This is a genomic window from Pseudomonas moorei (assembly GCF_042846945.1).
Classification (GTDB): Bacteria; Pseudomonadota; Gammaproteobacteria; order Pseudomonadales; family Pseudomonadaceae; genus Aquipseudomonas; species Aquipseudomonas moorei.
In genome coordinates this window covers 5,543,601-5,564,486 of the sequence record NZ_AP035776.1, presented here as the reverse complement: position 1 = coordinate 5,564,486, position 20,886 = coordinate 5,543,601, and the positions used below count along the sequence as shown (strand labels likewise).

Genomic DNA, 20,886 nt, shown 5'->3' with positions numbered 1-20,886 from the left:
TGTAGAGTGTTGTTCACGAATGTTCATTGTCAATCGGTGAACTGTTCAATTGTTCACTTTCGGTTGTTCATTTGTGTTCATCAACGAACGTGACTCAGTAGTCACTTTCAAGGATTTCAAGCCAAATCAACGGCTTGTGATTTCTGGCACAAATGTCGCTATACAGCTCCGGTCGCTTGACTCCAAAAATAAAAAAAGGCCGAGCCATGTCATTAACCCTGGAGCATGTCAGCCGTACCGTCGAGGGCCAGACCTGGATCGACGATGCCTGCCTGAGTTTCGAACCCGGATCCTTCAACGTTTTGCTGGGGCGCACGCTGTCCGGCAAAACCAGTCTCATGCGCTTGATGGCCGGGCTGGACAAGCCCGACACCGGGCGCATCCTGATGAACGGCGTGGATGTCACACAGCGGCCGGTGCGTTTGCGCAACGTGTCGATGGTGTATCAGCAGTTCATCAATTACCCGACCATGACGGTGTTCGAGAACATCGCCTCGCCGCTGCGGCAGGCCGGGGTGTCCAATGAGCAGATCCAGACCAAGGTGCTGGAAACCGCCAGGATGCTGCGCATCGAGAAGTTTCTGCAGCGTTATCCGCTGGAGCTCTCCGGTGGACAGCAACAGCGCACGGCCATGGCCCGGGCGCTGGTCAAGGATGCCGAGCTGATTCTGTTCGATGAGCCGCTGGTCAACCTCGACTACAAACTGCGCGAGGAGCTGCGCCAGGAAATGCGCGAGCTGTTCAAGGCCCGCCACACCATCGCGATCTACGCCACAACCGAACCCAATGAGGCGCTGGCCCTGGGCGGCACCACGACCATTCTTCACGAAGGCCGGGTGATCCAGAGCGGCAAGTCTTCCGCGGTCTATCACCAGCCGCAGACCGTGTTGGCGGCCGAGCTGTTTTCCGAACCGCCGATCAACCTGATGCCGGGGCGCATCGCCGGTAACGAAGTGAGCTTCGCCAATTTCGTGCATTTCCCGCTGAACGTCGATTTGCGGCCGGTGGGCGAGGGCGAGTTTCGCTTCGGCGTGCGGCCCAGCCATATCTCGCTGGTGCCCAGCAACGACGACGACCTGGAGTTGGCGGTGACCGTCGAAGTCGCGGAAATCAGCGGCTCGGAAACCTTCCTGCATGTGCGCAACGAACATTTCCTGCTGGTGCTGCACTTGCCCGGTGTCCACGAATACGACGTCGATGCGCCGATCCGCATCTACATCCCGACCCATAAACTGTTTGTGTTCGATACGCAGGGGCGGCTGGTCCAGGCGCCGGGCCGGCGTGTCGCGAGGGTTGCCTGATGGCCGAAATCCGTTTGCAGAACCTCGCCCACAGCTACACCAAAACCCCGGGCGGACCCGAGGATTACGCGATCCGCGAGATGGACCACATCTGGGAGCAGGGCGGTGCCTATGCCTTGCTCGGTCCATCGGGGTGCGGCAAGTCGACCTTGCTCAATATCATTTCCGGGTTGCTCAGCCCGTCCCAGGGCCACGTGCTGTTCGATGGCAAAGCGGTCAACGACTTGACCCCGGAGAAGCGCAACATCGCCCAGGTTTTCCAGTTTCCGGTGGTCTACGACACCATGACGGTGTTCGACAACCTGGCGTTCCCGCTGCGCAATCAGGGCATGGCCGAGGCGAAAGTTCACGCCAAGGTGCGGGAAATTGCCGAAGTCCTCGATCTGCAGAATCTGTTGAGCAAAAAGGCGCGCAACCTCACCGCCGACGAAAAGCAGAAAGTGTCCATGGGCCGTGGACTGGTGCGCGATGACGTTTCGGCGATTCTGTTCGATGAACCGCTGACCGTGATCGACCCGCACCTGAAGTGGAAGCTGCGGCGCAAGCTCAAGCAGATCCATGAGCAGTTCAACATCACCATGGTCTACGTCACCCACGATCAACTGGAAGCCTCGACCTTTGCCGACAAGATCGCGGTGATGTACGGCGGGCAAATCGTGCAGTTCGGCACGCCACGGGAATTGTTCGAACGCCCGAGCCACACCTTTGTCGGTTACTTCATCGGCAGCCCGGGGATGAACCTGATCGAGGTGCAGCCGCAACCGGGCGGCGTCGGTTTCGCCTCGACCCATTTGCCGCTGTCCGCGGCCCTGCAGCAACGCATCGCCGAGACCCAATGGGAAACCCTGAAAGTCGGTATCCGGCCCGAGTTCGTCCATGTGTGGGAAGAGCCATTCGATGACGCGATGCGGGCTCACGTCGTACACGTCGAAGACCTCGGCACCTACAAGATCATGACCCTGGACCTTGATGGCGCAGCGCTGAAAGTTCGCCTGGCCGAAGACAAGCCGGTGCCTGAAGGCACGGCGTATATCAGTTTTCCGGGGCAATGGCTGATGGTCTATGCCGACGAATTCCTGCTGGAGCCCCACGCCGTCAACGAAGCAATGGCCAATAAAGAGGCGCAGCCATGAACAAGGTGCAGAACAACAAGGCCTGGTGGCTGGTGCTGCCAGTGTTCCTGCTGGTGGCGTTCAGTGCGGTGATCCCGATGATGACCGTGGTCAACTATTCGGTGCAGGACATTTTCGACCAGTCCAGCCGCTACTTCGTCGGCGCCGACTGGTACAGGCAAGTGCTGCTCGATCCGCGCCTGCATGACTCATTGCTGCGCCAGTTCATTTATTCGGCCTGTGTGTTGCTGATTGAAATTCCCTTGGGCATCGCCATCGCACTGACCATGCCCACCAAGGGGCGCTGGTCGTCGCTGGTGCTGATTATCCTGGCGATTCCCCTGCTGATTCCGTGGAACGTGGTCGGCACCATCTGGCAGATCTTCGGTCGCGCCGACATCGGTCTGCTGGGTTCGAGCCTCAATGGCATCGGCATCAGCTACAACTACGCGGCGAACACCATGGACGCCTGGGTCACTGTGCTGGTGATGGACGTCTGGCACTGGACGTCGCTGGTAGCGCTGTTGTGTTTCTCCGGTCTGCGGGCGATTCCGGACGTGTATTACCAGGCGGCGCGGATCGATCGGGCTTCGGCCTGGGCGGTGTTCCGGCACATCCAGCTGCCCAAGCTCAAGAGCGTGCTGCTGATCGCGGTGATGCTGCGCTTCATGGACAGTTTCATGATCTACACCGAACCCTTCGTGCTCACGGGCGGCGGGCCGGGTAATGCCACGACCTTCCTCAGTCAGACATTGACCCAGATGGCCGTAGGGCAATTCGACCTGGGGCCGGCAGCGGCATTCTCGCTGGTGTATTTCCTGATCATCCTGTTGGTGTCCTGGTTGTTCTACACCGCCATGACTCACTCCGACGCCAACCGCTGAGGCCCGCCATGAGCAAGAGAAAGCTGATTCCATTGCTGGTCTACATCCTGTTCCTGCTGGTGCCGATCTACTGGCTGCTGAACATGTCCTTCAAGAGCAACACTGAAATCCTCGGCGGCCTGACGCTGTTTCCCGCGGATTTCACCCTGCACAACTACAAGGTGATCTTCACCGACCCGAGCTGGTACAGCGGTTATCTCAACTCGCTGTACTACGTGAGCCTGAACACGGTGATCTCCCTGAGCGTGGCGCTGCCGGCGGCCTATGCGTTCTCGCGTTACCGTTTCCTCGGCGACAAGCACCTGTTCTTCTGGCTGCTGACCAACCGCATGGCACCACCGGCGGTGTTCCTGTTGCCGTTCTTCCAGCTGTATTCGTCGATCGGCCTGTTCGATACCCACATCGCCGTGGCCCTGGCGCACTGCCTGTTCAACGTGCCGCTGGCGGTGTGGATTCTCGAGGGGTTCATGTCCGGCGTGCCCAAGGAAATCGACGAAACCGCCTACATCGATGGCTACAGCTTTCCCAAGTTCTTCGTGAAGATTTTTATCCCGCTGATCGGCTCCGGCATCGGCGTCACGGCGTTTTTCTGCTTCATGTTTTCCTGGGTCGAACTGCTGCTGGCGCGCACGCTGACGTCGGTGAACGCCAAGCCGATCGCGGCGGTGATGACCCGTACGGTCTCGGCGTCGGGCATCGACTGGGGCGTGCTGGCGGCGGCGGGGGTGTTGACCATCCTGCCGGGCATGCTGGTGATCTGGTTTGTTCGCAACCACGTGGCCAAGGGCTTTGCCCTGGGTCGGGTCTGAGGAACTGAATGATGGAATGGATGAGCTGGACGATTCCCACAGCGGCTTTCTTCGTCGTCATTGGCCTGATTCTGCTGGGCATGACGACCTGGGAGCTGCGTTCGCCGAGCATGTTGCGGCGAGGTTTTCTGCCGATTGCCACCACCCGTGGCGATCGGCTGTTTATCGGTCTTCTCGGCAGCGCCTACCTGCATTTGCTGGTCATAGGCGTGACCGACTGGAGCATCTGGGTCGCCTTCGCGTCGTCCTTGGTGTGGCTGTTGGCTGTGATGCGGTGGGGCTAGTCGAATCGCTCGGCAACGTTGCTCCGAAACTTAAACAGGAGGTCTCTATGTTCGACAAAAATAATAAGCTGCGACATAGCATTTCATTGGCAGCCATGCTGGCACTCAGCGGTTTGAGCGCTTCGGCCTGGGCTGATGCCTATGAAGACGCTGCGAAGAAATGGATTGGCAGCGAGTTCAAACCATCCACCCTGACGGCCGATCAGCAGCTCGAGGAATTGAAGTGGTTCATCAAGGCCGCCGAGCCGTTTCGCGGGATGGACATCAAGGTCGTCTCGGAAACCCTGACCACTCACGAATACGAGTCCAAGGTGCTGGCCAAGGCCTTTACCGAAATCACCGGGATCAAAGTGACCCACGACTTGCTGCAAGAAGGCGATGTAGTGGAAAAGCTGCAGACCGTGATGCAGTCGGACAAGAGCATCTATGACGGCTGGGTCAACGACTCGGACTTGATCGGTACGCACTTCCGTTACGGCAAGACCGAAGCCATCACCGACCTGATGGCCAACGAAGGGAAAAACTTCACGTCGCCCACCCTCGACATCAAGGATTTCATCGGCACCTCCTTCACCACCGCACCGGACGGCAAACTCTATCAACTGCCCGATCAGCAGTTCGCCAACCTGTACTGGTTCCGCGCCGACTGGTTCGAGCGCCCGGACTTGAAAGCCAAGTTCAAGGAAAAATACGGCTATGAGTTGGGCGTGCCGGTGAACTGGTCGGCCTATGAAGACATCGCCAAATTTTTCAGCGAAGACGTCAAGGAAATCGATGGCAAGCGTGTCTACGGGCACATGGACTACGGCAAGAAAGACCCGTCCCTGGGCTGGCGCTTCACCGATGCCTGGTTCTCCATGGCCGGTGGCGGCGACAAGGGCTTGCCCAATGGTTTGCCGGTGGATGAGTGGGGCATTCGTGTCGAGGATTGCCATCCGGTGGGCTCCAGCGTGACCCGCGGTGGCGACACCAACGGCCCGGCAGCGGTCTTCGCCACCCAGAAGTACGTTGACTGGATGAAGGCCTATGCGCCACCTGAAGCGGCGGGCATGACCTTCTCCGAATCCGGCCCCGTGCCTTCCCAGGGCAACATCGCCCAGCAGATTTTCTGGTACACCGCGTTCACGGCCGACATGACCAAGCCGGGTCTGCCCGTGGTGAATGCCGACGGCACGCCGAAATGGCGCATGGCACCGTCGCCGCGCGGTCCGTACTGGGAGGAGGGCATGAAGCTGGGGTATCAGGACGTGGGTTCCTGGACGTTCATGAAGTCCACGCCCGAGAAGCAAAAACTCGCCGCCTGGCTCTATGCGCAGTTCGTGACGTCGAAAACCGTATCGCTGAAGAAAACCATCGTTGGCCTGACGCCGATCCGCGAATCGGACATCAACTCGCAAGCGATGACCGACCTGGCGCCGAAGCTCGGTGGCCTGGTGGAGTTCTACCGCAGCCCGGCCCGCGTGCAATGGACCCCGACCGGGACCAACGTGCCTGATTATCCTCGCCTCGCGCAGTTGTGGTGGAGCCACATCGCCGAAGCGGCCAGCGGCGAGAAGACCCCACAACAGGCACTGGACGGACTGGCCAAGGACCAGGACGCCATCATGTCCCGCCTGGAACGCTCAAAAGCGCAAACCACCTGCGCCCCGAAAATGAACCCCGAGCGCGATGCGCAATACTGGTTCGATCAGCCGGGCGCACCGAAGCCGAAACTGGCGAACGAGAAGCCTAAAGGAGAGACCGTGAGCTACAACGAACTGCTGAAGTCGTGGGCCGATGCGCGTAAGTAAATGACCGGAGTGTGAAAGGCGAACGGCACCGGAAGGTGCCGTTTTTGTTTGTGCCTGTGCCAGCGCAGGCACCGTGTCGGGCAGCACGGAAAGATCAGGTCAATACTGCCGATTCAGTAACGGCCAGAACGCAAAAACGGCACCCGAAGGTGCCGTTTCTGTTTGCTACCGATAACGCTTAAGCGATCAACCCGCCAGACCCGATTGCTGAACCAGGCTCAGCAGCGGTTGTGGGTACAGGCCGAGGAAGAACGCCAGTACCGCGATGGCCAGCAGCATCACGCCGCCTGCACGTTGCTCCCAGTGCAGTTGCGCATCGTGGCGACGCAGGTTCGGTTCGATCAGGTACAGGGTGACCATCACACGCAGGTAGTAGAACACGCCGATGGCGCTGCCCAGTACCAGCGAGCCGACCAGCCACCACTGCCGGGATTCGACGCCGGTGGCGATGATGTAGAACTTGCCGATGAAGCCTGCGGTCAGCGGGATACCGGCCAGGGACAGCATCATCACGGTCAGTACGGCGGTCAGGTACGGACGGCGCCAGAACAGGCCGCGGTATTCGTACAGGGCATCCGCGTCACGACCGTTGTACGGCGAGGACATCAGGGTGATTACGCCGAAGGCGCCAAGGCTGGTGATCACGTAGGTGACCAGGTACACGCCAATGGCTTCCACGGCCATGCCCTTGCTTGCCACCAGGGCAATCAGCAGGTAACCGAAGTGGGCGATGGACGAATAACCCAGCAGACGCTTGAGGTTGCTCTGGGTCAGGGCCAGCAGGTTACCGAACAGGATCGACGCGATGGCGATGATGGTCAGTACGTTGCTCAGCACGCCGCTGCTTGCTGCCGGCGAGATCTGGAACAGACGCACCATCACGGCAAACACGGCAACCTTGGAAGCGGTTGCCAGGAACGCTGCGACCGGGGCCGGAGCACCTTCGTAAACGTCCGGGGTCCACAGGTGGAACGGTACCAGCGACAACTTGAACGCCAGACCGATCAGCATCATGCCCAGGCCCAGTTGCGCCAGCGAGCTTGGCAGACCGGTAGCCGCCAGCGCCTGACCGATGCCAACGAAGCTCAGGGAGCCGGAGTCAGCGTAGAGCAGGGCCATACCGAACAGCAGGAACGCGGAACCGGCCGCCGACAGCACCATGTACTTGATGCCGGCTTCCAGTGAACGCTTGTTGAAGAAGGCGTAGGCCACCAGACCGTAGACCGGCACCGACAGCAGTTCCAGGCCGACGAACAAACCGGCCAGGTGCTGCGCGCTGACCAGGACCAGGCCACCGGCGGCGGCCATCAGGATCAGCAGATACAGTTCTTCACGGTTGCCCGGGTAACCCGAACCGCCATCGCCGAGGTAGGCGTGGGCGAGGGTGACGCAGGCAAGGGTGGCGACCAGGATCAGCGCCATGTACAGACAGGCAAAGGTGTCGATTTGCAGCAATGGCGTCACGGCCAGGGGCGCGACTTTCAGGGCTGGCAGGATCGACAACAGTGCCAGGTTCAGACCCGCCACGGAAATCAGGAAGGTCTGCGAGTGGTTGCGGCGCCAGGCGATCGCCAGCATCACCACGACAATGGTGAGGCTGGTAATCAACAGCGGCGCTAGCGCGATAAAGTGTTGAGTCGTGAATTCCATAGCGCTCTTACCGGGCCGAAGCGAGTTGAGTGAAGGCGGTGCCGAGCCACTGCTGCACGCCATGCATCGTAGCGGCAGAGGTATCGAGGAACGGTTGCGGGTAGACGCCGATGTAGATCAGCAGCGCTGCCAGACCGACCACCATGATCATTTCGCGACCGTCCATGCCATGCATCACGGCATCCGACTTGGCCGGACCGAAGTAGGCACGGTGGATCATGATCAGCGAGTAGACCGAACCGAACACCAGGCCCGACGTCGCAATGACGGTGACCCATGGCGCGAACGGGAAGGTGCCGATCAGGATCAGGAACTCGCCGACGAAGTTACCGGTACCCGGCAGGCCCAGGGAGGCGGCGGCGAAGAACAGGCTGATGGCTGGCAGGTAAGCGATCTTCGACCACAGGCCACCCATTTCACGCATGTCGCGGGTGTGGGTGCGCTCGTACAGCTGACCGCTGAGGATAAAGAGTGCCGCGGCCGATACACCGTGCGCCAGCATCTGCATCACCGCGCCCTGCAGCGCCAGCTGGCTTCCGGAGTAGATGCCGATCAGTACGAAGCCCATGTGGGAAACGGACGAGAAGGCGATCAGTCGCTTGATGTCGGTTTGCGCGAACGCCAGGAACGCACCGTAGAAGATCCCGATCAGACCCAGGGTCATGGCGATCGGCGCGAACTCGGCCGACGCATTCGGGAACAGCGGCAGGGCGAAACGCAGCAGGCCGTAGGCAGCGGTTTTCAGCAAGATACCCGCCAGGTCCACGGAACCTGCGGTTGGCGCCTGTGCGTGAGCGTCAGGCAACCAGGAGTGGAACGGTACGACTGGCAGCTTGACCGCGAAGGCGATGAAGAAGCCGAGCATCAGGATGTACTCGGTGGTCATCGACATCTTGGTTTTCAACAGGTCGGCGTAGTTGAAGGTAATCACGCCGGTGTTGTTGAAGTTGACCAGTACCAGACCCAGGATCGCCACCAGCATGATCAGGCCGGAAGCCTGAGTGAAGATGAAGAACTTGGTCGCCGCGTAGATCCGGGTTTTCTTGCCGTCCGAAGAACTGTGACCCCAGAGCGCGATGAGGAAGTACATCGGCACCAGCATCATTTCCCAGAAGAAGAAGAACATGAACAGGTCGAGGGCCAGGAACACGCCGACGACACCGCCCAGGATCCACATCAGGTTCAGGTGGAAGAAGCCAACGTGGCGCTGGATCTCTTTCCACGAGCAGAGTACCGAGAGGACACCCAGCAGACCGGTCAGCAGGATCATCAACAGCGACAGGCCGTCCAGGGCCAGGTGCACGTTGATGCCGAAGCGCTCGATCCACAGGTGCTTGAACTCAAGCGACCAGGTCGGAGCGGCACCCGGTGCCGGAGCAAATGAATAGTCACCGTGGGCCCACAGCCAGAGGCCGAGCGCAAGCAACAGGGACATGGTGATCAGCGCAATCCAGCGGGGGAGGGTGGCGCCGAAGCGCTCACCCAGCCAGCACAGCAGGCCGCCGATGAAGGGGATCAGGATTAGCCAAGGCAGAATCATGACGGGCTCAATTCCTTTCGCAAGTTCGCAAGGTTCATATCAGACCGCTACCAGCACGACGGCGCCAATTACCAGCACGGCACCAGCAGCCATCGAGGCGGCATACCAACGCAGTTGACCGGTCTCGGTACGGCTCAGGGCGGTGTGACCGCCTTTGGCCATGCGCGGGATCAGACCGATGGTCTGGTCGAGCGGGTCTTTGCGCAGGATGTGGCTGATCGCCAGGTATGGCTTGACGAACAGTTTGTCGTAGATCCAGTCGAAGCCCCAGGCAGCGAACCACCAGGCCGACAGGAAACGGCCGATGCCGCTGTTGGCAATGGCGGTCACGAAGCGACGCTTGCCGAGGAACAGCAGCGCGGCCAGCAGGATACCGGCCAGGGCAATGGCGCCCGAAGCGATCTCCAGACTGTGCTTGGCTTCGCCACCGGCATGGCCGACGCTTTCCGGCAGCACGCCGTGCAGCGGTGGAACGATCATCGCGCCGACGAAAGTCGACAGGACGATCAGCACCGACAGCGGTAGCCAGTGAGCAATGCCGTGACCGGCATGGGCTTCGGTCTTCGCTTCACCGTGGAACGTGATGAAGATCAGGCGGAAGGTGTACAGCGAGGTCATGAATGCGCCGACCAGACCTGCGTAAAGCAGACCGTGGTTACCGCTGGCGAACGCTTCCCAGAGGATTTCGTCCTTGGAGTAGAAGCCCGCAGTCACCAGTGGCAGAGCCGCCAGGGCTGCGCCGCCAACGATGAAGCTGGCGTAGGCCAGAGGCAGTTTCTTCCACAGGCCACCCATCTTGAAGATGTTCTGCTCGTGGTGGCAGGCAACGATCACCGCACCGGAGGCAAGGAACAACAGGGCCTTGAAGAAGGCGTGGGTCATCAGGTGGAAAATCGCGCCATCCCAGGCACCGACGCCCAGGGCCAGGAACATGTAGCCGATCTGGCTCATGGTCGAGTAGGCGAGGATACGCTTGATGTCGGTCTGTACCAGTGCGGCGAAACCTGCAAGAACCAGGGTCACGCCACCGACGATGCCCACCAGGTGCAGGATTTCCGGCGCCAGGGTGAACAGGCCGTGAGTACGGGCGATCAGGTAGACACCGGCGGTCACCATGGTCGCGGCGTGGATCAGTGCCGAAACCGGAGTAGGACCGGCCATCGCGTCCGCCAGCCAGGTTTGCAGTGGCAGTTGCGCGGATTTACCGACAGCGCCACCCAGCAGCATCAGGGTAGCCAGGACCATCCAGAGGTTGCCGGCCTGGAATTTCTGCGGTGCCAGCACCAGCAGTTCCTGGATGTTCAGCGTGCCCAGTTGAGCGAACAGGATGAACAGGCCGATGGCCATGAACACGTCACCGATACGGGTCACGATGAAGGCCTTGAGTGCCGCGTTACCGTTGTTGCGGTTGCTGTAGTAGAAACCGATCAACAGGTACGAGCACAGGCCCACGCCTTCCCAACCGAAGTACAGGAACAACAGGTTATCGCCCAGTACCAGGAACAGCATGCTGGCGATAAACAGGTTGGTGTAGGCGAAGAAGCGCGAGTAACCGTCTTCACCGCGCATGTACCAGGACGCGAACAGGTGGATCAGGAAACCGACACCCACCACCACGCCGAGCATGGTGATCGACAGGCCGTCGATGTACAGGGCGAAGTCAGGCTTGAAGCCTTCGACCGCCATCCACTTCCACAGCACCAGGGTGTAGTGACCACCCTCGGGCGGCGCGACATTGAATTGCCAGATCACGTAGGCCGCGACCACGGCGGACAGGCCGACGGAGCCGACGCCGATCAGTGCCGAGAGGTTTTCCGAGAAGCGTCCGCGGGAGAACGACAGCAGGAGAAACCCGATCAGGGGGAATACGAAGGTCAGAAAGATCATGTTCATCCGCGCATCTCACTGGCAGCGTCGATATCGAGCGTGTGGAAGCGGCGATACAGTTGCAGCAGGATCGCCAGGCCGATACTGGCCTCGGCGGCTGCCAGGCTGATCACCAGGATGAACATGATCTGTCCATCCGGCTGCGCCCAGCGGCTACCGGCAACGATGAACGCCAGCGCGGAGGCATTCATCATGACCTCCAGGCTCATCAGCACGAAAAGGATGTTGCGGCGGACCATCAGGCCAACCAGACCGAGGCAGAACAGGATGCCGGCGACCGCCAGACCATGCTCCATGGGGATAGCAGGCATCGTCATTGCTCCTTGGCTTCGTTGCGGCCCAAGTGGAACGCCGTGACGGCTGCGGCGAGCAGCAGCATCGAGGCGAGTTCAACCACCAGCAGGTAAGGACCGAACAGGCTGATGCCCACGGCCTTGGCGTCTACGGTGGTGTGGCCGACGGCCTGACCGCTCTGGTGGGAGAACAGCACATACAGCAGTTCCACCAGCAGCAAGGCGGCGAGGGCGACAGGGCCGCCCCATATGCCGGGCTTGAGCCAGACGCGCTCTTGCTGAACCGAGGCCGGGCCCAGGTTCAGCATCATCACCACGAACACGAACAGCACCATGATGGCGCCAGCGTAGGCGATCACTTCCAGCACACCGGCAAACGGCGCGCCGAGGGCGAAGAACGTCATGGCCACGGCGATCAGCGAAATGATCAGGTAGAGCAGGGCGTGCACGGGGTTGGTGTTGGTGATCACGCGAAGCGTGGACACCATAGCGATACCCGATGCGAAATAGAAAGCGAATTCCATCTTTCTTCCTTAAGGCAGCAAGCTCTTCACGTTGATCGGTTCGGCTTCATTCTGCGCGGAGCCTTTCGGCTTACCGGCAATCGCCATACCTGCAACACGATAGAAGTTGTAATCAGGGTTTTTGCCGGGGCCGGAGATCAGCAGATCTTCTTTCTCGTAAACCAGGTCCTGACGTTTGAACTCGGCCATTTCGAAATCCGGCGTGAGCTGGATCGCGGTGGTCGGGCAGGCTTCCTCGCAGAGGCCGCAGAAAATGCAGCGCGAGAAGTTGATGCGGAAGAAGTCCGGGTACCAGCGACCGTCTTCGGTTTCAGCTTTCTGCAGCGAGATGCAACCGACCGGGCAAGCCACGGCGCACAGGTTGCACGCTACACAACGCTCTTCGCCGTCGGGGTCGCGGGTCAGGACGATACGACCACGGTAGCGCGGCGGCAGGTAGACCGGTTCTTCCGGGTACTGCAGGGTGTCGCGCTTGCGGAAGGCGTGGCCGAAAATCATCACCAGGCTGCGAAGCTGGGTGTAGAGGCCATGCACGATGTCAAATATGTACTTCATGATTCTCTATCCTCACTGAGCCGCGACGGCGGGCGTGTTGAGCAACACGATCGCAGCGGTCACCAGCATGTTGACGAGGGTCAGCGGCAGGCAGAACTTCCAGCTGAAATCCATCACTTGGTCATACCGTGGGCGCGGAATCGAAGCACGCAGCAGGATGAAGATCATGATGAAGAACGCGGTTTTCAGTGCGAACCAAATGAACGGGATCTGCGGCAGGATATCGAACGGACCGTGCCAGCCACCGAAGAACAAGGTCACCAGCAGCGCCGAGATCAGCACGATGCCGATGTACTCGCCGACGAAGAACATGCCCCATTTCATGCCGGCGTATTCAATGTGGTAACCGTCGGCCAGTTCCTGTTCCGCTTCCGGCTGGTCGAACGGGTGACGGTGAGTCACGGCCACGCCAGCAATGAAGAAGGTCAGGAAACCGAAGATCTGCGGAATGATGAACCACAGGTGCTGGGCCTGGTAATCAACGATGTCGCGCATGTTGAACGAGCCGACCTGGATCACGATGCCCATCAGCGACAGGCCCATGAACACTTCGTACGACACGGTTTGCGCCGAAGCCCGCAAGCTGCCCAGCAGGGCGAACTTGTTGTTGCTCGACCAGCCGGCGAACAGCACCGCGTAGACCGACAGACCGGCCATGGCGAAGAAGAACAGGATGCCGATGTTCAGGTCCGCCACGCCCCAGGTCGGGGTGATCGGGATGATCGCGAAGGCAATCAGCAGGGCGCTCATGGCCACGACCGGTGCCAGGGTGAAGATCATCTTGTCGGCGAACGGTGGCGTCCAGTCTTCCTTGAAGAACATCTTGATCATGTCGGCGGCGATCTGGAACGCGCCGAACGGACCGACACGGTTCGGACCGTAACGATCCTGCCAGAGGGCGAGCAAACGACGCTCGACCCAGCTCAGCAGCGCGCCGCAGACCACCACGGCCAGCAGAATCACCACGGCCTTGAGGACCGCGATGATGATGTCGATCACTTCAGGAGTGAACAAGGTCATTGAGCTGCCTCCTGCAGACCGTCAACGGATTTGCCAAAGATCGCTGGCGGAATGCCGGCGATGCCCGCAGGCAATGCCACCAGGCCTGCGCCCAGTTCTTCATTGATGCGCAGTGGCAGACGCAGGGTCTGGCCAGCCACGTTGAAGCTCAGCATTGCGCCATCGTTGACACCCAGGCGATCGGCTTCGGACTTGGCCAGTGCGACGTAGGCCGCCGGGATGCGTTCCTGAACCGGAGCGGCTTTCGAAGAGGTTTCTTCGCTGCCGAACAGGTGGAAGAACGGCACAACCTGCCAGGTGCCCTGGGCCGGGTTGAACGCGCGCGGGACGTTGGCGAACCAGTTCAGCGAGTCACCGGTGCTTTCGATCAGGCGGGTGCCTGGGTCGCCAGCGCGGATGTGACCACCGACTTCGTCCTGGAACTTGTTCCAGGCTTGCGGCGAGTTCCAGCCCGGAGACCAGGCGAATGGCACTTGCTGACGAGGCTCGACCGAACCCGAGTAACCTTCCATCGAGAAGGCAAACGCGGTGTCCTTGTCCTGGGGAGTACGTGGCTCGTGCACGCTGATGTCGGCGCGCATGGCGGTACGACCGGAATAACGCAGCGGTTCGCGCGCCAGTTTCAGGCCCTTGATGCGGAACGCGGCGGACGGAGCCGCATCGACGATGGCCGCCAGCTGCGGGGTGCTCGAGGCGACCGCAGCGGTGACGTGGTCCAGTTGCGTCCAGTCGATCGGCTGGTTCAACAGGGTCGAACGCAGGGCATGCAGCCAGCGCCAGCCTTCGTGAACCAGGATGCTGGCGTCCATGTATTGCGGGTCGAAAACCTGGAAGAAGCGCTGGGCACGGCCTTCCTGGCTGACCAGGGTACCGTCGCCTTCGGCGAAGCTGGCGGCTGGCAGGACCAGGTGCGCACGATCGCTGGTGGCGGTCTTCTGATGGTCAGCCACGATCACCACTTTCGCGGCGGTCAGGGCAGCGTCGACCTTGGCTTTGTCGGTACGGGTGTACAGGTCGTTTTCCAGCACGACGATGGCGTCGGCCTTGCCGTCGATCACCGCTTGCAGGGCTGCATCGACCGATTCGCCACCGAGCATGGCCAGGCCGAGGCTGTTGGCCTCTGGCACGATCAGGCTGATGGAGCCGTTCTTCTCGCGCAGTTTCAGGGCCTTGGCGATGTTCGCGGCGGCTTCGATCAGGGCTTTGGAGCCCAGGGAAGTACCGGCGATGATCAGCGGGCGCTTGGCGGCGAGCAGGGCGTCGGCGATGCGCTTGGCCAGTTCGAGGGCTTCGGCGTCCAGGCCTTCAACGGCAGGCGCGCTGGCGTCGAGGGCGTGAGCCACGGCAAAACCGATGCGAGCCAGGTCGTCCGGAGCGGCATGAACGCACTCTTCCGCCACGTCGTCGAGCTTGGTCTCAGCCAGGCTGGCGATGAACAGCGGGTTCAGCGCGTGCTGGCCGATGTTCTTCACTGCGGCGTCGAGCCAAGGCTGTACGCGCATGGCTTCGGCCATGTCTTCGGCCTTGCCCTTGACCGATTGGCGCAGGGCCAGGGCCATGCGTGCAGCGGTCTGGGTCAGGTCTTCGCCGAGGACGAACACGGCGTCGTGGTCCTCGATGTCGCGCATGTTCGGTACTGGCAGCGGGCTGTCTTTCAGCACTTGCAGGACCAGGCGGATGCGCTCCAGTTCGGAGGCTTCGATACCGGAGTAGAAGTGCTCGGCACCCACCAGTTCGCGCAACGCGTAGTTGCTTTCGAGGCTGGCGCGTGGCGAACCGATACCGACGATGTTGCGACCGCGCAGCAGGTCGGCGGCTTTATCCAGCGCTTCGTCCAGACCCAGCTTGGTGCCGTTGGCCAGCAATGGCTGACGCGGACGGTCTTCGCGGTTGACGTAGCCATAGCCGAAACGGCCACGGTCGCACAGGAAGTACTGGTTTACCGAGCCGTTGAAACGGTTTTCGATACGACGCAATTCGCCGTAGCGCTCGCCCGGGGAGATGTTGCAACCGCTGGAGCAGCCATGGCAGATGCTCGGCGAGAACTGCATGTCCCACTTGCGGTTGTAGCGCTCGGAGTGAGTCTTGTCGGTGAACACACCGGTCGGGCAGACCTCGGTGAGGTTGCCGGAGAACTCGCTTTCCAGGGTGCCGTCTTCAACGCGACCGAAGTACACGTTGTCGTGGGCGCCGAACACGCCGAGGTCGGTGCCGCCAGCGTAGTCCTTGTAGTAGCGCACGCAGCGATAGCAAGCGATGCAGCGGTTCATTTCGTGGGAAATGAACGGGCCCAGTTGCTGGTTCTGGTGGGTACGCTTGGTGAAGCGGTAACGGCGCTCGTTGTGGCCGGTCATTACCGTCATGTCTTGCAGGTGGCAATGACCGCCTTCTTCACAGACCGGGCAGTCGTGAGGGTGGTTGGTCATCAGCCATTCGACAACACTGGCGCGGAAAGCCTTGGATTCTTCATCTTCGATGGAGATCCAGGTGTTGTCGGTGGCAGGGGTCATGCAGGACATGACGATGCGACCACGGGTGTCGTTCTCGTCGGTGTACTGCTTGACCGCGCACTGGCGGCAAGCGCCAACGCTGCCCAGGGCAGGGTGCCAGCAGAAATAAGGGATATCGAGGCCTAGCGACAGACATGCCTGTAACAGGTTGTCTGCCCCATCGACTTCGAGCTCTTTGCCGTCTACGTGGATAGTGGCCATGGTTCAAAGTTCTTCGTTGGCCCGGTGTCAGCGGGCGTGGCTAATGGAATCTTGTTGTTCGTCCGAATCCAAACAGCCCTTGAAAGGCGTCATCGAACGAAAGACGAAGGGCACGGACCCTTCGCCTTTTTAAGCATTTATGCGCCGACTACGATCGGCCTTGCCAGAGGCGGGACGGCGGCGCTGGTAGGCGCGATGCCGGCTTCGAACTCTGGACGGAAGTATTTGATTGCGCTGCCCAACGGCTCCACGGCGCCCGGTGCGTGAGCACAGAAGGTCTTGCCCGGGCCGAGGAAACCGACCAGACCCAGCAGGGTCTCGATGTCGCCTGGCTGACCCTGGCCGTTCTCGATCGCCATCAGGAGCTTGACGCTCCATGGCAAGCCATCGCGGCAAGGGGTGCAGAAACCGCAGGATTCGCGAGCGAAGAACTGCTCCATGTTGCGCAGCAGGGACACCATGTTGACGCTGTCGTCGACCGCCATGGCCAGGCCGGTACCCATACGGGTGCCCACCTTGGCGATGCCGCCGGCATACATTTGTGCGTCCAGGTGCTCTGGCAACAGGAAACCGGTACCGGCGCCGCCAGGCTGCCAGCACTTGAGCTTGTAACCGTCGCGCATGCCGCCGGCGTAGTCTTCGAACAGCTCGCGCGCGGTCACGCCGAATGGCAGTTCCCACAGGCCAGGGTTCTTGACCTTGCCGGAGAAGCCCATGAGCTTGGTGCCCATGTCTTCGCTGCCTTCGCGGGCCAACGATTTATACCAGTCCACGCCGTCGGCAATGATCGCCGGCACGTTGCACAGGGTCTCGACGTTGTTCACGCAGGTCGGCTTGCCCCACACGCCAACGGCGGCCGGGAAGGGCGGCTTGGAGCGTGGGTTGGCGCGGCGGCCTTCGAGGGAGTTGATCAGTGCGGTTTCTTCACCGCAGATGTAACGCCCGGCACCGGTGTGCACGAACAGCTCGAAATCGAAGCCGCTGCCGAGGATGTTCTTGCCCAGCAGGCCTGCGGCCTTGGCTTCTTCCACGGCACGGTTGAGGTGCTTGGCGGCGGTGGTGTATTCGCCACGCAGGAAGATGTAGCCACGGTAGGTTTTCAGCGCGCGGGCACTGATCAGCATGCCTTCGATCAGCAGATGGGGCAGTTGCTCCATCAGCATGCGGTCTTTCCAGGTGTTGGGCTCCATTTCATCCGCGTTGCACAGCAGGTAGCGGATGTTGATGGATTCGTCTTTGGGCATCAGGCCCCACTTCACGCCAGTGGGGAAGCCTGCACCGCCGCGACCCTTGAGGCCGGAGTCCTTCACGGTCTGGACGATGTCGTCCTGGGCCATGTCGGCGAAGGCCTTGCGGGCGGCGGCGTAACCGTTCTTGGCCTGGTACTCGTCCAGCCAGACGGCTTCGCCGTCATCACGCAGACGCCAGGTGAGCGGGTGAGTCTCGGCCGAACGCTTGATGCGGTTGGCCGGACCGAAGGAAGTCAGGGTCATACGTAGCCCTCGAGCAATTTGGCAACGCCTGCTGGCTGCACATCACCGAACGTGTCGTCGTCGATCATCAACGCCGGCGCCTTGTCGCAGTTGCCGAGGCAGCAGACCGGTAGCAGGGTGAAACGACCGTCGGCGGTGGTTTGACCCAGGCCGATGCCGAGCTTGCTCTGGATTTCGCTGACAACGGACTCGTGGCCGCCGATGTAGCAGACCATGCTGTCGCAGACGCGAATGATGTGACGGCCAACCGGTTGACGGAAGATCTGGCTGTAGAACGTCGCCACGCCTTCAACGTCGCTGGCCGGAATGCCGAGGATCTCGCCAATGGCGTACAGGGCGCCATCCGGCACCCAGCCACGTTCCTTCTGGACGATCTTCAGGGCTTCGATCGACGCCGCGCGCGGGTCTTCGTAGTGATGCAGCTCGTGCTCGATGGCCGAGCGCTCGGTTTCGCTCAGGGCGAAACGGTCTGTCTGGATAAGCGTGCTGTTCATGCTTAGCGGTCCACGTCGGCCATAACGAAATCGATACTACCCAGGTACGCAATCAAGTCCGCGACCATGCTGCCTTTGATCACCGAAGGGATCTGCTGCAGGTGCGGGAAGCTTGGGGTGCGAATCCGGGTGCGGTAGCTCATGGTGCCGCCATCGCTCGTCAGGTAATAACTGTTGATGCCCTTGGTCGCTTCGATCATCTGGAAGGATTCGTTGGCCGGCATGACCGGGCCCCACGAAACTTGCAGGAAGTGCGTGATCAGGGTCTCGATGTGCTGCAGGGTGCGCTCTTTCGGTGGCGGCGTGGTCAGCGGGTGATCCGCCTTGTACGGGCCTTCCGGCATGTTGCGCAGGCACTGGTCGATGATCTTGATGCTCTGGCGCATCTCCTCGACGCGCACGATGCAGCGGTCGTAGGCATCGCCATTGGCCGCCAGCGGCACTTCGAATTCGAAGTTCTCGTAGCCCGAGTACGGACGCGCCTTGCGCAGGTCGAAGTTGCAACCGGTCGAACGCAGGCCGGCACCGGTGACGCCCCATTCCAGGGCTTCCTTGGTGTTGTAGGCCGCGACGCCGATGGTACGGCCGCGCAGGATGCTGTTGTCGAGGGCGGCTTTCTGGTATTCGTCCAGACGCTTGGGCATCCACTCGACGAAATCCTTGACCAGTTTCTCCCAGCCGCGCGGCAGGTCATGGGCGACACCACCGATGCGGTACCAGGCCGGGTGCAGACGGAAACCGGTAATGGCTTCGATCACCGTGTACGCCTTCTGGCGGTCGGTGAAGGTGAAGAACACCGGGGTCATGGCGCCGACGTCCTGGATGTAGGTACCCAGGAACAGCAGGTGGCTGGTGATCCGGAAGAACTCGGCCATCATGATGCGGATGACGTCGACCTTCTCAGGCACCTTGATGCCGGCCAGCTTCTCGACGGAGAGCACGTACGGCAGGTTGTTCATCACGCCGCCGAGGTAGTCGATACGGTCGGTGTACGGAATGAAGCTGTGCCAGGACTGACGCTCGGCCATCTTCTCGGCGCCACGGTGGTGGTAACCGATGTCCGGTACGCAGTCGACGATCTCTTCGCCGTCCAGCTGCAGGATGATGCGGAACGCACCGTGCGCCGAAGGGTGGTTCGGACCGAGGTTGAGGAACATGTAGTCCTCGTTCGGGCCGGAGCGCTTCATGCCCCAGTCTTCCGGCTTGAAGCGCGCGGACTCTTCCTCGAGTTGCTGCTTGGCCAGGTTCAGCGTGAACGGGTCGAACTCGGTGGCGCGCGCAGGGAAGTCCTTGCGCAGCGGGTGACCTTCCCAGGTCGGCGGCATCATGATGCGCGACAGGTGAGGGTGGCCTTTGAAGTCGATGCCGTACATGTCCCAGACTTCACGCTCGTACCAGTTGGCGTTCGGCCAGATGCTGGTGACGGTTGGCAGGCTGAGGTCGCTCTCGGACAAGGCGACCTTGATCATGACGTCACTATTACGTTCGATCGACATCAAGTGATAGAACACAGAGAAGTCGGCGCCGCTTGGCAGCCCTTGACGCTTGGTGCGAAGACGCTCGTCCACGCCGTGCAGGTCATAGAGCATGACGTACGGCTTGGGCAGGTTGCGCAGGAATGTCAGGACTTCGACGAGTTTGGCACGGGCAACCCAAAGCACCGGCATGCCGGTGCGGGTAGGCTGGGCGGTGAACGCCTCGGGGCCAAAACGGTTGTTCAGTTCGACGACCACATCCTGGTCGTCTGCCTTATAAGGCGGGATGTACAGAGCACTGCCTGTAGTCATGGTTATTTATCGCTTTCGGTCAACGTAAAGAATGAAGCCAGCTTCTCGTTTCTTTGAAACAGCAGATCTGGATCAGACTTCGTCGGGGCTGCGCAGGTTGGTTACCTGAATACGCTGTTCGCGGCGCTTTTCCTTCTCGGAAGGCATCTCGGCGCGATAAACGCCTTGATCACCTACGACCCAGGAAAGTGGGCGACGCTCCTGGCCAATCGACTCCTGCAACAGCATCAAGCCTTGCAGGAAAGCTTCAGGGCGGGGCGGGCAGCCAGGCACGTAGACGTCCACGGGCAGGAACTTGTCCACCCCTTGAACGACAGAGTAGATGTCGTACATGCCACCGGAGTTGGCGCACGAACCCATGGAGATGACCCATTTTGGTTCGAGCATTTGCTCGTAGAGACGCTGAATGATCGGCGCCATCTTGATGAAGCAGGTACCGGCGATAACCATGAAGTCCGCCTGACGCGGTGATGCCCGGATAACTTCGGCGCCAAAGCGCGCGATGTCGTGGGGCGCCGTGAAGGCGGTGGTCATTTCCACGTAGCAGCACGAAAGACCGAAGTTATACGGCCACAGGGAGTTCTTGCGCCCCCAGTTGATCGTGCCGTTAAGCACGTCTTCGAGCTTGCCCATGAAAATGTTTTTGTGGACTTGATCTTCTAACGGATCGGAAACGGTTTCCCGTTCGCCAATCGGATACTGCTCGTTAGGAGCATCGGGGTCGATCCTGGTGAGATTGTATTGCATTGCCA

18 protein-coding genes are annotated in these 20,886 nt (G+C 60.7%); 6 read left to right on the top strand and 12 right to left on the bottom strand.

Features of this window, described 5'->3' with window-relative positions:
• Positions 1–206: 206 nt before the first annotated feature.
• Genes ACGJAX_RS25965 through ACGJAX_RS25940 form a run of 6 tightly spaced genes read left to right on the top strand, consistent with a single transcriptional unit; the run spans position 207 to position 6,180 of the window.
• Positions 207–1,301: an ABC transporter ATP-binding protein gene (locus ACGJAX_RS25965; RefSeq protein WP_090323525.1), complete on the top strand. Its 1,095-nt coding sequence runs from the start codon at positions 207–209 to the stop codon at positions 1,299–1,301.
• Positions 1,301–2,434 carry an ATP-binding cassette domain-containing protein gene (locus ACGJAX_RS25960; RefSeq protein ID WP_390956666.1) on the top strand — a complete coding sequence of 378 codons (1,134 nt, stop codon included), beginning with the start codon at positions 1,301–1,303 and terminating at the stop codon, positions 2,432–2,434. Before ACGJAX_RS25965 ends, ACGJAX_RS25960 begins: the two co-directional genes overlap by 1 nt.
• Positions 2,431–3,297 (top strand): ABC transporter permease subunit, encoded by an 867-nt coding sequence (locus tag ACGJAX_RS25955; RefSeq protein WP_390956665.1) that lies wholly within the window; start codon positions 2,431–2,433, stop codon positions 3,295–3,297. The genes ACGJAX_RS25960 and ACGJAX_RS25955 overlap by 4 nt, the downstream gene beginning before the upstream one ends.
• Before the next feature lie 8 nt (positions 3,298–3,305).
• Positions 3,306–4,106, top strand: coding sequence for a carbohydrate ABC transporter permease (locus ACGJAX_RS25950; protein WP_090323521.1), 801 nt, complete (start codon positions 3,306–3,308; stop codon positions 4,104–4,106).
• Positions 4,107–4,117: 11 nt separating this feature from the next.
• Positions 4,118–4,390, top strand: coding sequence for a DUF2160 domain-containing protein (locus ACGJAX_RS25945; RefSeq protein WP_090323519.1), 273 nt, complete (start codon positions 4,118–4,120; stop codon positions 4,388–4,390).
• Between the two features lie 47 nt (positions 4,391–4,437).
• Positions 4,438–6,180 (top strand): ABC transporter substrate-binding protein, encoded by a 1,743-nt coding sequence (locus ACGJAX_RS25940; RefSeq protein ID WP_390956664.1) that lies wholly within the window; start codon positions 4,438–4,440, stop codon positions 6,178–6,180.
• A 186-nt stretch (positions 6,181–6,366) separates the two neighbouring features.
• Here ACGJAX_RS25940 and nuoN read toward each other — a convergent pair whose 3' ends face one another.
• The 12 genes from nuoN to ACGJAX_RS25880 form a co-directional block, all read right to left on the bottom strand.
• A complete protein-coding gene (nuoN, locus tag ACGJAX_RS25935; RefSeq protein WP_090323516.1) occupies positions 6,367–7,830 on the bottom strand; it encodes an NADH-quinone oxidoreductase subunit NuoN in 1,464 nt (487 codons plus the stop codon).
• 7 nt (positions 7,831–7,837) lie between these two features.
• Entirely contained in the window at positions 7,838–9,370 is a 1,533-nt protein-coding gene (nuoM, locus tag ACGJAX_RS25930) for an NADH-quinone oxidoreductase subunit M (RefSeq protein WP_090323515.1), read from the bottom strand.
• Between the two features lie 39 nt (positions 9,371–9,409).
• Positions 9,410–11,263: an NADH-quinone oxidoreductase subunit L gene (gene nuoL / locus ACGJAX_RS25925; protein WP_248915399.1), complete on the bottom strand. Its 1,854-nt coding sequence runs from the start codon at positions 11,261–11,263 to the stop codon at positions 9,410–9,412.
• The gene (gene nuoK / locus ACGJAX_RS25920; RefSeq protein ID WP_007946416.1) at positions 11,260–11,568 is read right to left on the bottom strand and encodes an NADH-quinone oxidoreductase subunit NuoK; all 309 of its coding nucleotides are present in this window, start codon (positions 11,566–11,568) and stop codon (positions 11,260–11,262) included. Before nuoK ends, nuoL begins: the two co-directional genes overlap by 4 nt.
• Before the next feature lie 2 nt (positions 11,569–11,570).
• The gene (nuoJ, locus tag ACGJAX_RS25915; RefSeq protein WP_390956663.1) at positions 11,571–12,074 is read right to left on the bottom strand and encodes an NADH-quinone oxidoreductase subunit J; all 504 of its coding nucleotides are present in this window, start codon (positions 12,072–12,074) and stop codon (positions 11,571–11,573) included.
• Positions 12,075–12,083: 9 nt separating this feature from the next.
• Complete coding sequence (gene nuoI / locus ACGJAX_RS25910) at positions 12,084–12,629, bottom strand: NADH-quinone oxidoreductase subunit NuoI (protein WP_178132024.1); 546 nt, start codon at positions 12,627–12,629, stop codon at positions 12,084–12,086.
• A gap of 12 nt (positions 12,630–12,641) precedes the next feature.
• Positions 12,642–13,649, bottom strand: coding sequence for an NADH-quinone oxidoreductase subunit NuoH (gene nuoH, locus ACGJAX_RS25905; protein WP_247256181.1), 1,008 nt, complete (start codon positions 13,647–13,649; stop codon positions 12,642–12,644).
• Positions 13,646–16,360: an NADH-quinone oxidoreductase subunit NuoG gene (gene nuoG, locus ACGJAX_RS25900; RefSeq protein ID WP_390956662.1), complete on the bottom strand. Its 2,715-nt coding sequence runs from the start codon at positions 16,358–16,360 to the stop codon at positions 13,646–13,648. The genes nuoH and nuoG overlap by 4 nt, the downstream gene beginning before the upstream one ends.
• 137 nt (positions 16,361–16,497) lie before the next feature.
• A complete protein-coding gene (gene nuoF / locus ACGJAX_RS25895; RefSeq protein ID WP_130207583.1) occupies positions 16,498–17,853 on the bottom strand; it encodes an NADH-quinone oxidoreductase subunit NuoF in 1,356 nt (451 codons plus the stop codon).
• Complete coding sequence (gene nuoE / locus ACGJAX_RS25890; protein ID WP_007970445.1) at positions 17,850–18,347, bottom strand: NADH-quinone oxidoreductase subunit NuoE; 498 nt, start codon at positions 18,345–18,347, stop codon at positions 17,850–17,852. The genes nuoF and nuoE overlap by 4 nt, the downstream gene beginning before the upstream one ends.
• 2 nt (positions 18,348–18,349) lie before the next feature.
• Positions 18,350–20,134, bottom strand: a complete 1,785-nt coding sequence (gene nuoC, locus ACGJAX_RS25885) for an NADH-quinone oxidoreductase subunit C/D (protein WP_090323507.1) — start codon at positions 20,132–20,134, stop codon at positions 18,350–18,352.
• Between the two features lie 72 nt (positions 20,135–20,206).
• Positions 20,207–20,881 carry an NADH-quinone oxidoreductase subunit B family protein gene (locus ACGJAX_RS25880; RefSeq protein WP_047527662.1) on the bottom strand — a complete coding sequence of 225 codons (675 nt, stop codon included), beginning with the start codon at positions 20,879–20,881 and terminating at the stop codon, positions 20,207–20,209.
• Positions 20,882–20,886: the final 5 nt, after the last annotated feature.